At 64.6% G+C, this 13569-nt stretch carries 11 protein-coding genes; 3 read left to right on the top strand and 8 right to left on the bottom strand.

Annotation, left to right across the window (positions count from 1 at the left end; all coding sequences use genetic code 11):
- Positions 1 to 5: 5 nt before the first annotated feature.
- From AB3X98_RS29625 to AB3X98_RS29600, 6 genes are all read right to left on the bottom strand, one after another.
- On the bottom strand, positions 6 to 932 hold the full coding sequence (locus AB3X98_RS29625) for a glycosyltransferase family 2 protein (protein ID WP_368606628.1): 927 nt from the start codon (positions 930 to 932) through the stop codon (positions 6 to 8).
- A gap of 40 nt (positions 933 to 972) precedes the next feature.
- Positions 973 to 3219, bottom strand: coding sequence for a polysaccharide biosynthesis tyrosine autokinase (locus AB3X98_RS29620; RefSeq protein ID WP_342947192.1), 2247 nt, complete (start codon positions 3217 to 3219; stop codon positions 973 to 975).
- A 60-nt stretch (positions 3220 to 3279) separates the two neighbouring features.
- Complete coding sequence (locus AB3X98_RS29615; protein WP_133180213.1) at positions 3280 to 4455, bottom strand: polysaccharide biosynthesis/export family protein; 1176 nt, start codon at positions 4453 to 4455, stop codon at positions 3280 to 3282.
- Positions 4452 to 4901 carry an exopolysaccharide biosynthesis protein gene (locus AB3X98_RS29610; protein ID WP_069266049.1) on the bottom strand — a complete coding sequence of 150 codons (450 nt, stop codon included), beginning with the start codon at positions 4899 to 4901 and terminating at the stop codon, positions 4452 to 4454. Before AB3X98_RS29610 ends, AB3X98_RS29615 begins: the two co-directional genes overlap by 4 nt.
- A gap of 53 nt (positions 4902 to 4954) precedes the next feature.
- Positions 4955 to 6370, bottom strand: a complete 1416-nt coding sequence (locus AB3X98_RS29605) for a UDP-glucose/GDP-mannose dehydrogenase family protein (protein ID WP_069266050.1) — start codon at positions 6368 to 6370, stop codon at positions 4955 to 4957.
- A gap of 77 nt (positions 6371 to 6447) precedes the next feature.
- On the bottom strand, positions 6448 to 7827 hold the full coding sequence (locus AB3X98_RS29600; protein WP_368606627.1) for an undecaprenyl-phosphate glucose phosphotransferase: 1380 nt from the start codon (positions 7825 to 7827) through the stop codon (positions 6448 to 6450).
- A gap of 500 nt (positions 7828 to 8327) precedes the next feature.
- Between AB3X98_RS29600 and AB3X98_RS29595 the strand changes: the two genes are divergently transcribed.
- Positions 8328 to 9848 (top strand): mannose-1-phosphate guanylyltransferase/mannose-6-phosphate isomerase, encoded by a 1521-nt coding sequence (locus AB3X98_RS29595; protein ID WP_342947150.1) that lies wholly within the window; start codon positions 8328 to 8330, stop codon positions 9846 to 9848.
- A 59-nt stretch (positions 9849 to 9907) separates the two neighbouring features.
- On the opposite strand, the gene AB3X98_RS29590 is transcribed toward AB3X98_RS29595, so the two are convergent.
- Positions 9908 to 11134, bottom strand: coding sequence for a transposase (locus tag AB3X98_RS29590; protein ID WP_342947149.1), 1227 nt, complete (start codon positions 11132 to 11134; stop codon positions 9908 to 9910).
- Between the two features lie 706 nt (positions 11135 to 11840).
- Here AB3X98_RS29590 and AB3X98_RS29585 point away from each other — a divergent pair.
- Together AB3X98_RS29585 and AB3X98_RS29580 are read left to right on the top strand one after the other, a co-directional pair.
- Positions 11841 to 12272 (top strand): DUF2501 domain-containing protein, encoded by a 432-nt coding sequence (locus tag AB3X98_RS29585; protein ID WP_368606636.1) that lies wholly within the window; start codon positions 11841 to 11843, stop codon positions 12270 to 12272.
- Between the two features lie 93 nt (positions 12273 to 12365).
- Positions 12366 to 12902, top strand: a complete 537-nt coding sequence (locus AB3X98_RS29580; protein WP_256094817.1) for a hypothetical protein — start codon at positions 12366 to 12368, stop codon at positions 12900 to 12902.
- Between the two features lie 4 nt (positions 12903 to 12906).
- Here the strand turns inward: AB3X98_RS29580 and AB3X98_RS29575 are convergent, their stop codons facing one another.
- On the bottom strand, positions 12907 to 13509 hold the full coding sequence (locus tag AB3X98_RS29575; RefSeq protein ID WP_069266055.1) for a DUF4337 domain-containing protein: 603 nt from the start codon (positions 13507 to 13509) through the stop codon (positions 12907 to 12909).
- Positions 13510 to 13569 lie beyond the last annotated feature (60 nt).

Genomic DNA, 13569 nt, shown 5'->3' with positions numbered 1-13569 from the left:
GCCAGTCAAACGAGCGCGCGGCGCGCCTCTCGTGCGCCGCCGCGCACCGCGCGCCAGCGTGCGAACGCCGCGCCCGCGGAATCGCCGCGCACGGCGCTCAGGCCCGTGTGCACGAGGCCCGGATACACGCGCGTGCCGACGAGCGCGTACCACCACCAGGCGGTTTCGCGGCGCAGCGGCGTGAGATGGCCGAGCAGGATCAGATGCAGGTTGTAGGCGGCGTTGCGGATCGAGGCGAGCGTCTGCGCGTTGCGGGGGTCTTCGCCCGGGCGCGGCGCGGGGTAATGGTCGACGGCCACGAGCGGGTCGTAGACGAGCTTCCAGCCCGCGCGCTTCACGCTCAGGCTGAACGCCATGTCGTTGTGCGTTTGCGCGCCGGTGCCGCGCAGGCGCCGGTCGAAGCGCAGGTCGCCGATCGCCGCGCGTCGATAGCTCATGTTCGCACCCTTGAGCAGATCGACTTCGCGCGCACCGCCCGCGCCCAGATGATGGTTGCCGATGATGCGGCCCGAGCGCTGCAGCTTGCCCACCAGCGTGCGCTCGCCGTCGATCACGCGGCCGCCTTCATGCACCCAGTCGCGGCCGCCCAGCGCCCCGAGCTTCGGGTCCGATTCGAAGGCCGCCGCAATGCGCGCGACCCAGTCGGCACGCGGCGCGGCGTCGTCGTCGGTAATGGCGATCACGTCGCCCGTCGCGGCCTCGATGCCGCGATTGAGCGCCGCCACCTGCCCCGGCTCCTCGACGATGGCCACTTCCACGTTGAGCACGCGGGGCGTGACGTGTTCGGCGAGGCACGCGTGCGTCGCCTCGTCGTCGGCACGCGCCACCACCACGATCTCGTCGGGCGCGCGCTGCTGGCGCAGCAGCGCTGAAAGACAGCGCGACAGATCGTCAGGACGCCGATAGGTCGGCACGAGCACGGTCACTTTCATCGCGAGTTCTCCTTTGCTGTGCTTGATGGGGGCGTTTGCGTCATGCGCTCAGGTACTCGCGCACGTTCGCGTAGCCATAGCCGTAGTTGCCGCGCGTACGCGCCGGCACGCCGTTGAACACGCCGCCCTGCACGCGCACGCCGGCATTGCGCAGACGCTTGAGCGCGTCGGCGATTTCGCCTTCGGTGTGCATGCCCGAGCGCAGCACGAGGAACGTCGAGCCCGCATGGCCGCCGATGATGGCGGCATCGGTCACGGCGAGCACCGGCGGCGTGTCGATGAGCAGCACGTCGTAGCGGTTCGACAGGCCTTCGAGGTACTGGCCCAGACGCGGCGACATCAGCAGCTCGGAAGGATTGGGCGGACGGCGGCCGCACGACATGAAGTGCAGGTTGTCCACTTCGGTCGCGCGAATCGCCTCGTCCAGCGAAATCTGCCCCGAGAGCAGCTCGGAGAAGCCGTTTTCCTGGGGGCCGCCCAGATGGCGTTCGAGCGCGCCGCGGCGCATGTCGCCGTCGATCATCAGCACGCGCTTGCCCGAATGGGCGAGCAGCACGGCGAGGTTCGCGGTGAGGAAGCTCTTGCCCACGCCCGGCACCGAACCCGTCAGCATGACGACGCGATTGCGCGCGTCCATCACGCTGAACTGCAGCGAGGTGCGCAGGCTACGCAGGCTTTCGACCGTGAGGTCCTTCGGGCGCGAGTTCGCGAGCACTTCACGCAGACGCGTGCCGCCGCGCACCGGGGCCCGCTTTTCGAGCGCCAGCTGCTCCGGCGAAAGCGGCACGAGACCGTACACCGGCAGCTGGAACGAGCGCTCGATCTGGTCCGGATCGACGATGCCCTTGAACATGTTGCGGCGCATGAGCACGAAGCCCGTGCCGAGAATGATGCCGAGCAGCGACGCCGCCGAGACGATCAGCAGCTTCTTGGGCTTCGACGGATTGCCGGGGCGCAGGGCCGGATCGACGATATGCACGTTGCCGCCCGTGCCCACGCGCTGCACCGAAAGCTCCTGGATGCGGTTGAGCAGCAGCACGTAGATGTCCTCGGCCACCTTCGCGTCACGCTGCAGCTGCACGGCCTTCACTTCGGTTGCCGGCAGGTCGCGGAACTTCGTGTCGTACTTCGCGCGCTCGCCCTGCAGCTGCGCGAGCTGCTGGCGCGCCGCGATCAGCACCGGGTGCTGGTCACCGAAGCGCTGCTGGAGCGAGGCGATCTGCAGTTGCAGCGCCGAAATCTGCTGCTCGTACTGCACGCTGCCGTCGAGATAGATCTTCGCTTCGTCGCTCGCGTTGATCGAGCCCGACTTGCTTTGATAAGCCGTGAGCGCCGCTTCGGCGTTCTCGAGGTCCGACTTCAGGCGCGGCTGTTCGCTGCGCAGGAAGTCGAGCATCTTGCTCGCGTCGGCCTGCTTGGTCGCTACGTGCTCGCGCAGATACGACTGCGCCACCGCGTTGGCGATTGCTGCCGCGTGCTCGGGGTCGTTGTCTTCGAGCGAGATGTCGATCACGCCCGTTTGCTTGCCCTGCTCCTGAACCTGGATCGCGTTCTGGAAACCGCTGATCGCGTCGAGGTCGTTCAGGCGCACGACCTTGAAGCGGGTGCCAGGACGCGCAACGAGCTTGTTGACGAGCAGCTTGACGCCGCCGCCCTGCTCGACCTGGCCGACGGCGCCTTCGAGCAGGCGCGCGCCGTCCGGGGTCGAAACCACGTAGCGGTCGTTGTCGAGCGCGGTGAGCGTGAGCTTCTTGCCTTCGAGCTCGGGCGTAACCTCGATCGAGTCGATGTTGATGACTTCGCCGCCCCACGCGAAATTGCTGAGCCAGTTGCTCAACCCGAACCACGGACGCGCCGGCGTGCCCGGCGTCGCGAGACGCGCGGACAGGCTGCCGATCAGCGGCAGCATGACCGGCGTGACGGTGGTGTTCAGCTTGAACTGCTTCACCACCGGCTCGACGACGCTGCGGCTCTTGATCATCTGGATCTCGGCGTCGGTGGGCAGACTGCCCGTCGACGATCCGGAGCTGATGTTCGCGCCGGTTTGCGTTTGCGTGAGGGCCTGCGACGTGTAGTCGGAAGGCTCCACGCGAACCTGGGTGTCGGCCGTATAGACCGGCTTGGCGATGAAGCAGTAGAACACGGCCATGGCGATCACCGCCGCCGCGATCGCGATGAGCCAGCCGATGTCGTCGATGATGACGCGCAGCAACTGGCCGAGGACGACGTCCTCTTCCTCGGTGCGGGCCGCCGGGGCCGCCTGGCTATTGGCTTGTATGGTCACGATTCAATCCCGTTGTTTAGGTGTTGCTCCTGGGTCCTCTTTCGAAGCTTTTCGATCACGTGCTTACTTCGCGATCTGCTTCAGATAGAAGACGGTCTGGATGGTCGGCAGCACCTGCTGCAACACACGGTTGAAGGTCGTCGAAGCGGCCGTGCCCACGTACACCACATCCAGCGGCTTGAGCTGGAACTGCGACGAAAGCATGATCGCGTCGGGCTTGGTCATGTCGAGACGATAGATCTCTGGCTGCGTTGGGTTGTCTTTCATGCCGCGCATCACGAAGATCTGGCGCGGGTTCGCGTCGGTATCGAGAATGCCGCCCGCCTGGGTGAGCGCGTCGGCGATCGTGAGGTCGCCGCGAATCAGGTTCGTCTGCAGCGGCGTCTTCACTTCGCCCATCACGAAAATTCTGCTGTCCGAACGATCCGGAATATTGATGACGTCGCCGTCCTGCAGCAGCACGTTCTGAGTCGAATCGCCGCCGTCGAGCATGCGGTTCGCATCGAGGATGTACAGCTTGCCGTTGCGCGTGAGGCGCACGCGGTTGATGTCGGCGTTGTCGGTCGTGCCACCCGAGCGCGTGATGGCGTCCACCAGCGTGAGCGGCACGTCGCTCATCGAGAGCGGGCCCGGCGTCTTCACGTCGCCCGTGATCTGAACCTTCTGGCTGCGGTACGCGAGCACGCGCACGTCCACCTGCGGGTTCTTCACATAGGGGCCGAGGCCGGACGCGAGCTGGTCGCGGATCTGGCCGGGCGTCTTGCCCGCGGCCATGATGCGGCCCACGAACGGGAAGAAGATCGTGCCGTCCTTGGCCACGGTCTGTCCGTACGGGTCGGCCTGGCCCGGCAGCGCGTTGGTATAGGGCTGCGTGAGCGCCTGACCCACCGTCTGCGTCGTGTTGCCGCCCGTGGAGAACGTCGAGCCCTGCGGCGTCGACAGCTCGGGGTGATCGAACACGGTCACGCCAAGAATGTCCTGCGGCGCGATGTGATACGTGTAGTCGGCAGCGCTCGAGAACTTCGAGGGCGGCAGCGGCGCCTTCGGCTGGGCTGCGGCCGCTTGCGCCTGCTGCAGCACGACTTGCTGCGTGATGAGCGTCACGTTGAATTGCTGCTGCGGCTGGTTGTTCGGCTGTTCTTTCAGGCTCGACGTGTCGAGATAATTGCCGGGCGCCGTCGCGCACGCGGAAACGAAGACGCTCAACGCGACCACCGCCGTCAGTTTCAGTTTTGTCATTGGCATATTCGGCTCAACCATCCCTTAACCATACGATCCATCAATTCAAGACTCTGGCGATACGCGGACTCATGGAGTCCATGCGGATCGCTGACATCAGAGTTTTCCCAATTACCGAGCGCGTACACCTTGCCGCGCGCGGTGGGTTCAATGCGCTCGACCGCGGCGACCTGGCGGCGCTCGGTCACGAGCACGAGGTCTGCGGAGCGCACGAGGCGGCTGGTGAGGCGGCGCGACTGGTGCCCGCCGACCTTCACGCCGCGCTCGGCAAGGAGCCACTGCATCACGGGGTCCATGTCGTCGCCATCGCGCGCACGCAGGCCCGCCGATTGAAACGAATCCGGCCGTGAGCCTGTCTGTTCGCTCAGACGCTCGCGAAAGAGCTGTTCCGCCGCCGGCGAGCGGCAGACGTTGGCGTGGCAGACGATGAGCACGTTCTTGATCATGATCGCGTGACTCCCTTCCTTTACATGGCGCTAAGCACGAAGCCCGGCACCGCTCAGGCCACTGCCTGCGTTGCGGCGGTTTCGGCGCGCGCGCGGCTTGCCTGCGTCGCGCTCGCACGGCCCACGGCGTGGTACTCGATGCCGAGTTCCTGCAGCGCGGACGGCTCGTAGAGATTGCGGCCGTCGAACACGATCGGCATCTTCAGCTGCGACTTCAGCGTTTCGAAATCGGGCGCCTTGAACACCTTCCATTCGGTGGCGACCACCACGGCATCCGCTTCGCTCGCGGCTTCCATCGCGTCGTTCACGAACGACAGCCGCGCCTGATGTTCCGGCGCGTGCGCGAGATCGAGCGCGAGTACACGCTGCGCCTCGGCGGTCGCAACCGGGTCGTAAGCCTTGACCGTGGCGCCGCGCGCGAGCAGTTCGGCGATGAGCGTGCGGCTCGGCGCCTCGCGCATGTCGTCGGTGTTCGGCTTGAACGCGAGCCCCCAGACGCCGAACGTGCGGCCGGTGAGGTCGGAGCCGAAGCGCGTAACGATCTTCTGGGCGAGCACCTGCTTCTGCGCTTCATTGACGGACTCCACGGCACGCAGGATCTGCAGCGGCTCGCCGAAATCCTCGGCAGTGCGCATGAGCGCCTTCACATCTTTCGGGAAGCACGAGCCGCCATAACCGCAGCCCGCATAGAGAAAGTCGTAGCCGATGCGCGGGTCCGAGCCCACGCCGCGGCGTACGGCCTCGATATCGGCGCCGACGCGGTCGGCGAGATTCGCGAGTTCGTTCATGAACGAAATGCGCGTGGCGAGCATGGCGTTGGCCGCGTACTTGGTGAATTCGGCCGAATGCACGTCCATGTACAGCGTGCGCTCGTGATTGCGGTTGAACGGCGCATACAGGCGCTTCATGACCTCTTTCGCGCGCTCGCCCGGCACGTCGTCGTTGCAGCCGAGCACGATGCGGTCGGGCCGCGCGAAGTCCTCGACTGCCGCGCCTTCCTTGAGGAACTCCGGGTTCGAGACCACCGAGAACATGTGGCTCTCGCCGCGCTTGCGCAGTTCGGAGGCGATCGCGTCGTGCACGAGCGCAGCCGTGCCCACCGGCACCGTGGACTTGTCCACTACCACCTTGAAACCGGTCATGTGGCGGCCGATGTTGCGCGCGGCCGCCAGCACGTATTGCAGGTCGGCGGAGCCGTCTTCGTCGGGCGGCGTGCCGACGGCGATGAACTGCACGTCGCCGTGCGCGACCGCCGCTTCCACGTCGGTCGAGAACTTCAGCCGGCGCGCGCGCACATTGCGCTCGATGATTTCCTTCAGGCCCGGCTCGTGGATCGGCACGATGCCCTGATTGAGCAGGTCGATCTTGCGTTCGTCGACGTCGAGGCAAAACACGTCGTTGCCAATGTCGGCAAGACAGGCGCCCGTCACGAGACCCACATAACCGCTGCCAATGATCGTCAGATTCATGCCCACCTCAAAAGTGATTGATTCTTCATGTCACGCGAAACGTTGCGCACATTTGCATCGCGCGCACTCGCTTCGCCTCAATATGCGTTCTGGCCTGCGAAGCCCTTCCACATGGTCATCGCCACGATGCGCAGGTCGAGCGCGAAGCTCCAGTGCTGCATGTAGTGCAGATCGAAGCGCACGCGGTCGCGCATCTTTTCCACGCGATCGGTTTCGCCGCGAAAGCCGTTGACCTGCGCCCAGCCCGTGATGCCCGGCTTGATGCGATAGCGCGCCATGTAGCCGCGCACGAGGTCCTTGTAGATGTCGTCGTGGGCCAGCGCGTGCGGGCGCGGACCCACCACCGACATCTCGCCCTTGAGCACGTTGATGAACTGCGGCAGCTCGTCGAGGCTCGTGCGGCGCAGGAACGCGCCCACGCGCGTCACACGCGGATCGTTGCGGCGCGCCTGGGTGATCTGCCCCGCGACTTCCGCATGGACCTTCATCGAGCGGAACTTGTAGATTTCGAACTCGTTGCCATCCAGCCCCTTGCGGCGCTGCTTGAAGAACACCGGGCCCTTCGACGTGAGCTTCACGGCAAGCGCAATCACGGCCAGCAGCGGCGCGAGCGCGACCAGCACGCCGCCCGCGAACACGATGTCGAACACGCGCTTGGGCAGCACGCGCAGATCCGTGACCGGCGAGGCCGCGAGATTGATGGCCGGCACGCCGAGCAGATCGACCACGGGCTGGCTGAAGAACGACAGGCTGCGCACGTCCGGAATGAAGCGAATGTTCACGAAGTCGTTGCGCAAGGCCGTGACGATGCGATGGATCGTGCGCTCCTTGGTGATCGGCAAGGCGAGCCACAGCTCGCGCACTTCGTTCTTGCGCACGAACTCGAGCATCGCCTGCAGGTTGCGCTCCACGGGCACGCCGTCGATTGCGGCGGCGCCATCGGCGTCGCTGTCCTCGTCGAACACGAGCGCCGGGTGAAAGCCCGCTTCCGGGTGAAAGCGCATGTGTTCGATCAGGAAGCGGCCGTAGCGCGGACCGCCCACCACCGCCACGGCCTTCTGGTTGTAGCCCTCGCGGCGAATGCCACGCAGCACCATGTGCACGAGCGCCTTCGAGAGGATCAGGAGCGCCACCGAGGCGACGACCCAGTACGCGAGCCACAGGCGCGAGAGCGAATCGGCGCGGTGCAGGCTGAAGCTCAGCAGGATGCCCGTGCCCTCCACGGCGAGCCAGGCTGCGCACACGCGGGCAAAGAGGACGTAGAGCGACTTGCCGCGCCACGACTTGTAGATGCCGAACGCCGGGAACATCCAGATCGCGAGCACGCAGTTGAACGCGAGCGCCACGCTCTCCGCGTCGGTGAGCGGCACGAGCTGGCCACGGTGCAAGGCGGCCGCGAGCAGCGCTCCAGCGGCGATGGCGGCAACGTCGAAAATTCTGGCTAGAACGCTGAGCATGTCCGGCACCTCGGGTTTAAAAAAATGAATCGCGGCCACGCACTGCAAATCATGGCCGGTCGCTTCAAAAGTTTCTGGGACTGCGTCGCCACAAAAAAAACGTCTGGCGTCGCGAATTCTGATCCGAATAAACCCTAATAAGGCGCGATAAAAATTCTGGCCGCAAGCCTTAAAAGTATCTCCAATTGTTTCGGCCCTTGCGGGCCAATTTTTCGCGGCTTTTGTCGGCAAAGATTACCGGAACACACGCCTGCATTGGTTCACAACCCGGTCATTCCGGCAGATTTTTCCTGCCATGACGCCTGAATTTGGGTTCCGACAAGAAATTGCGGCGACCTGCAACGGAATTTTTATTGAATTTTTTATCTGAATTCTGTTGTGACGGAAGCATGATTTAAATTTAATTCGAATATTTTCCGTTTTCTTCTTTACGACTCGATTTATGACGATTTTAAGCATGCTACAAATCGCATCACCGATACCTTTTACAGGAGAGCGAGATGACGGATACGGGTTCCGCTACGGCATCGGCAAAAGCGTCCCAGACGCGTGCCGAAACGCGCAGTGCATTGCAGGTGTGCCCTGTAGTGCTAGCGGGCGGCGCGGGCTCGCGGTTGTGGCCATTGTCGCGCGAGCAATATCCGAAGCAGATGATCAACCTCGTTGGCGAGCAGTCGCTGCTGGCCAACACCGCGGGCCGCCTCGATGCGCTCGCCGAGCGCGTAACGCTCGCAGAGGAATTGCTGATCGTCTGCAATGAAGAACATCGATTCACCACTGCCGACCAGGTTCGCGCGGCGGGCAAGCAGGCGCGTCTGATTCTCGAGCCCGTGGGCCGCGATACGGCGCCCGCGCTCACGATCGCCGCGATGTCGGTGGCGGCAAAGCACGAAGACGGCATTCTCGTGGTGATGCCGGCCGACCATGCGCTTGCCGACCTCGAAGCGTTCCAGAACGCCGTGGCCGAAGGCGTGCGTCATGCCGCGAATGGCCAGATCGTGACGATGGGCATCGTGCCCACGCATCCCGAAGTGGGCTATGGCTACATTCACGTGGGCGAGCCGCTCGCGAATGGCGAACCCAACGGTGCGCGGCGTCTGAACGGTTTCGTCGAAAAGCCCTATTTCGAGCTGGCGCAGCAGTACGTCGCTTCGCAGCGCTACTGGTGGAACAGCGGCATTTTCATCGTGCGCGCATCGACCTGGCTCAAGGCGATTCGCCATTTCCATCCGGCCATCTACGCCGCATGCGCGGAATCGATCGAGAACGGCAAGGCCGACGGCGACTTCTTCCGCGTGGATAGCGAAGCGTTCGCACGTTCGCCTTCGAACTCGATCGACTACGCCGTGATGGAACCGCTCTCCGGCGACCCGACGGTCGCGAGCGGCGTAGTCGTGCCGCTGACGGCAGGCTGGACCGACCTCGGTTCATGGGACACCGTCTGGCAGGTTTCGCCGAAGGACGACGAAGGCAACGTCGCGCACGGCCGCGTGATGTTCGAAGGCGCCAGCGATACCTTCGCGCATTCTGACGGCCGGCTCGTGGCCTGCCTCGGCACGAAGGACCTCGTGGTCGTGGAGACCCCGGACGCCCTGCTCGTCGCCGACCGCTCGCGCGCCCAGGACGTCAAGAAGATCGTGCAGCGCCTGAAGCAGGAACGCCGCACCGAAGCCGTGGCGCACCGCCTCGTGCATCGCCCATGGGGTCACTACGACAGCGTGGACAGCGGCGAGCGCTTCCAGGTCAAGCGGATCGTGGTCGAACCGGGCGCACGTCTCTCGCTGCAGATGCATCACCATCGCGCCGAGCATTGGGTCGTCGTCCGCGGCACGGCGCTCGTCACGCGTGGGGAAGAACGCTTCATCGTTTCGGAGAACGAGTCAGCGTACATCCCCCTTGGCGTGTCGCATCGACTGGAAAATCCGGGCAAGATGCCGCTCGAAATCATCGAGGTGCAGTCGGGCTCGTATCTCGGCGAAGACGATATCGTGCGTCTCGACGATCAGTACGGCAGGCAGTGAAGAAAGCAGTAGCGGCCATGCAGGAAGGCCGCGCGCATCACGCGCGCGGCCTTGCAAGATCAACGCGAGAGCGTGCGGTAGCGCGTTCCGGTCGTGCCATCGGTGCGTCGCTCGGCGGTGCCGGACGACGTCGTATTGGCTTCGCTGCCCGTGAGCAGTGCGCCCGTGGCGGTGTAACGCTGTACCGGCGCTTGCAGCGGCGCAAGGCGCACACTGCCCGGCACCGCCGGAGGCAACGCGCGCGCGGCGGCGGCATTGGACGGATCGCCGCGCGTCACGCCTGGCGCCTGGATGGGCGCGTGCGGTGCGACGTCGGGCAGCGCCGTTTGCGAAGCGCTCGGTGCAGCGCCCTTCGACGCGGCATGTTTGGCCGGATGCGAACCCGGCCACGAAACGCCGGACGCGGACTCAGCGATGCCTTCGCGATCGAGCCATTCACGCGCCCAGTCGAAGGCGAAATTCCTGGCGGATTCGCGATCCTGGAACGGCGGCCCGATCAGGCCCGAGCGCTCGATGCGCTTGCCATCCTTGAGAATTTCCACGGCCCCGCGGAACATGCGGTTGCGCACGGGCTGCACGGTGAGGCTCATCGTATAGCCGCGCCATTCCGCGACCTGCACCACGCCGCCCGCCGGATGCGCGCTGCGATGCGACGCGTCGCGCGGCATCGCGCGAGTCGCAACCGGCTTGCTCACGCGGGAAGGCGAGAACGGTGCGAACGGCGCATCGTTCTGCGAACGCGTCGCACTCGCAACAGTCGTTGCACTCGTTGCGGCCGACACGACAGGCGCGTCGATCGAAACGGGCAATGCCGCTTCGCCGCCCGCGAGCTGACGCATCATGCTTTCCATGGGATCGGCAAGCGGCGCGTCGGCGAGCGCAGCGGGCGCCTGCCAGGCTTCGGGGCTCTTCCAGAACACGGCCGGCTGGCCATCGTCCTCGGCGACTTCCTCGACTGCGACTGCAACGGGTTGCGCATCGGCCTGCGCCGGCTGCGGCACATAAACGAACTTGCGGCCGCGCTGCGAGAGCAGCTCGACCAGTTCGATCAGCGTGCCGCTACTATGCCATTCCTCGAAACGTCGACGGCAGGTAGGCCCGGACGGATAACGCGCGGGCAGACGCGACCACGACTCACCGGTGGTGAGAATCCACAGGACGGCATTGGCCACGACGCGCGGCTCGGCACGAGGGCGGCCGCGCCGGTTGAGCCTGATTGGAGGTTCATCTGACACGAGCGAAGACACCTGCATCCACTCGTCGTCGCTCAGTTCTTCGAAATTCATGCTGTTCTCCACGCAGCCGGACCGGGGCTGCAGTGACGGAGCACTGGCCTGCGGATCTTGTTGCCCGCGTTGGCTAGCTCGGTTGCACCATATGCTTGTATGACGTGTTCATTTGCGTCGCGATGCGCACTCTGGCAGTGCGTTCTTTCACTGTATTGACGCAATACACGTGGTCTCACTCGTGCAAGGGAGAATTGTGCAGGAAGCATACCACCTGAAACCAGCCGATGAGGAGGGCCGTAATAAGTGTTACGGTTCGAAACAATCTCACCCTTGAATAGCCGGAAAGATCGCCAAAAAAGGCCTGAAACGCAGTGTTTACAGCGCAGATACACTTGTAACAGGTTCAATCGTTGCGTAGCTGGCACACGAACCGCGCCCTACGCAATTCCGAACGCATGCATACCACTTAAGACATATCCGCCTCGACGAACGCCAGATTTGCTCCTGCAGCGCTATCGTTGTGCCCGCAACAAATGACATGGCGATGAAAACATCAGATGCATCATGAAACGTTCACGGCGAGTCCCGGCGGTCGCACCTCGCAGCGGTTGCACCGCCGCCAACCGAACGCTCGTGCGGCGTCACGTAGCGAAGCCAGCTAAACGAATCCGTCTATAGTAAGGGCGCACTGAACCACCACGGAGATTCGTGTATGCAAACGTCTGTTCCGGGCGTCGCCACGCCGCGCATCGCCTCGGCGTTGATGGCCACCATAACCCTGGCGCTGCTCGCCCCCTGGGGCGCCGCACAGGCGCAGCTCGGCAACCTGCTCAACCAGGGCGGCAGCAACAGCGGTTCGGCACAGGGCGCGCTCGGCAATCTGGGCGGCCTCGGCAACTCGCTTTCGGCACCCTCGCTCACCTCGAACAGTCTCGGCAATGTCACCGGCGTGCTGCAGTACTGCATCAAGAACAATTACCTGAACGCCGACGCCGCGAGCAACGTGAAGGATTCGCTGCTCGGCAAGCTGCCCGGCGGCGCGAACACGACGGATAGCGGCTATACGCAGGGCACGAGCGGCATCCTCACGGCCGGCAACGGACAGAAGCTCGACCTCACGGGCGGCGGCCTCAAGGAGGAGGCCACGAAGCAGGTCTGCGACAAGATCCTGAGCCAGGCGAAGTCAATGCTCTAGCCGCCCCCATCCAGCATGAAGATGTGCGCGGGCGCACGGCCCGCGCAATTTATGTGCCGTAAGCTTTGAACACGAACGAAGTCCGGCTGTCGAATGGAGTCATCCGGTCTTCTCTCGGCATTGCTGCTCGTAGCTATGACCAAGCACTACACTCCCGTGATATTCGCGCTCCCGGCCGCCACGCTGCGGAGTGCGCTGAGCGGCCTTGCCGCTTTTGCCGCCCTGCTGGTCCCGGTGGCCGCGCATGCGCAAGCCACGCAATCCGCCACACACGACCAGCAGTTCGACTGCAAGTCCGATCCTCACACATTCATTTCGTCGCTGATTGACGAAAAATCCATCGAGCCCGAGCCGAGCCGCGTCGAAGCGAATTCGGTCAACGCGTTCAGCCCGGTGCGCGGCAGCCGCCTGAGCGCGTTCGGGTTCCCCATTTACGTGGTGCTCGGCTACGACCGCGACGACACGCTCTTCAAGCGCGGCGCCGGCAAGGAAATCACCTCGCCGCTCTACGGTGTGGTGGTGTCCGCGCCTGCGGAGAAGGTGCGCTCACGCGTGCGCGAAACCAACAGCGACGCCACCGTGCAATCGGTCGTGCCGCTGCTGCTCACGGCGATCGTGTGCGGCGGGTGAGCGTTCAGCCGCCGAAGAACGCCAACGCGCCCAGCCCCACCCCGACGATCGCGACGCCCACCGACGTATTGAGGAGCCAGCGCCGCCGCGTAAGCAGCGTAATCGCCGTGAGCGCGATCGATATCTGGATGAGCGTCGTGGCCTGTGCCCAGCGATGATGGCCATGCAGCACGTGCTCGCTGAGCGCATCGTCCTGCTCGACGATTTTTTCGAGTGCCTCCGCCTTGGCGCGGATCGGCTCCTTCTGCTGGCGATAACGGTCGGCGTCGGCGGCAAAGCGCTTCTGCGCAGCGTCCGAATTCGGCGCTAGCGCGGAGAGTTGCGCGCCCAGTTCCGCGAGGTTCTGCTTCTCGCCCTTCGCCTGATAGTAAGCCCATTGATTCGCGGCTTCGGTCTTGCGGATCGCCGCTTCGTTCTTGTAGTAGAGCGCCTGGTTCTCGCTGTTGCCGCTCTGGTAGGCAAAGATCGCTCCAATCGAAGCGAGGATGGCGGTCATAACCGCCATGCGGCCCGGGAACGGATCGCCTTCGCCGTGGCCGCCATGGCCCGCCGCGGCGTGTTCGACCGCGTGGTCGTGCGGTCCATGCACTTCGTACTCTTCAGACATCCAAAGACTCTCCGCTTTCTCTGACTTTCACTGACGCGCACCGCCTTTTCCCCGTGCGGC

Origin of the sequence: Paraburkholderia sp. BR14312 (genome assembly GCF_040948675.1) — a bacterium.
GTDB classification, from domain to species: Bacteria; Pseudomonadota; Gammaproteobacteria; order Burkholderiales; family Burkholderiaceae; genus Paraburkholderia; species Paraburkholderia nodosa_A.
Note: the sequence above shows the minus strand (reverse complement) of the source record. Positions and strands in the feature narration are given on the sequence as shown.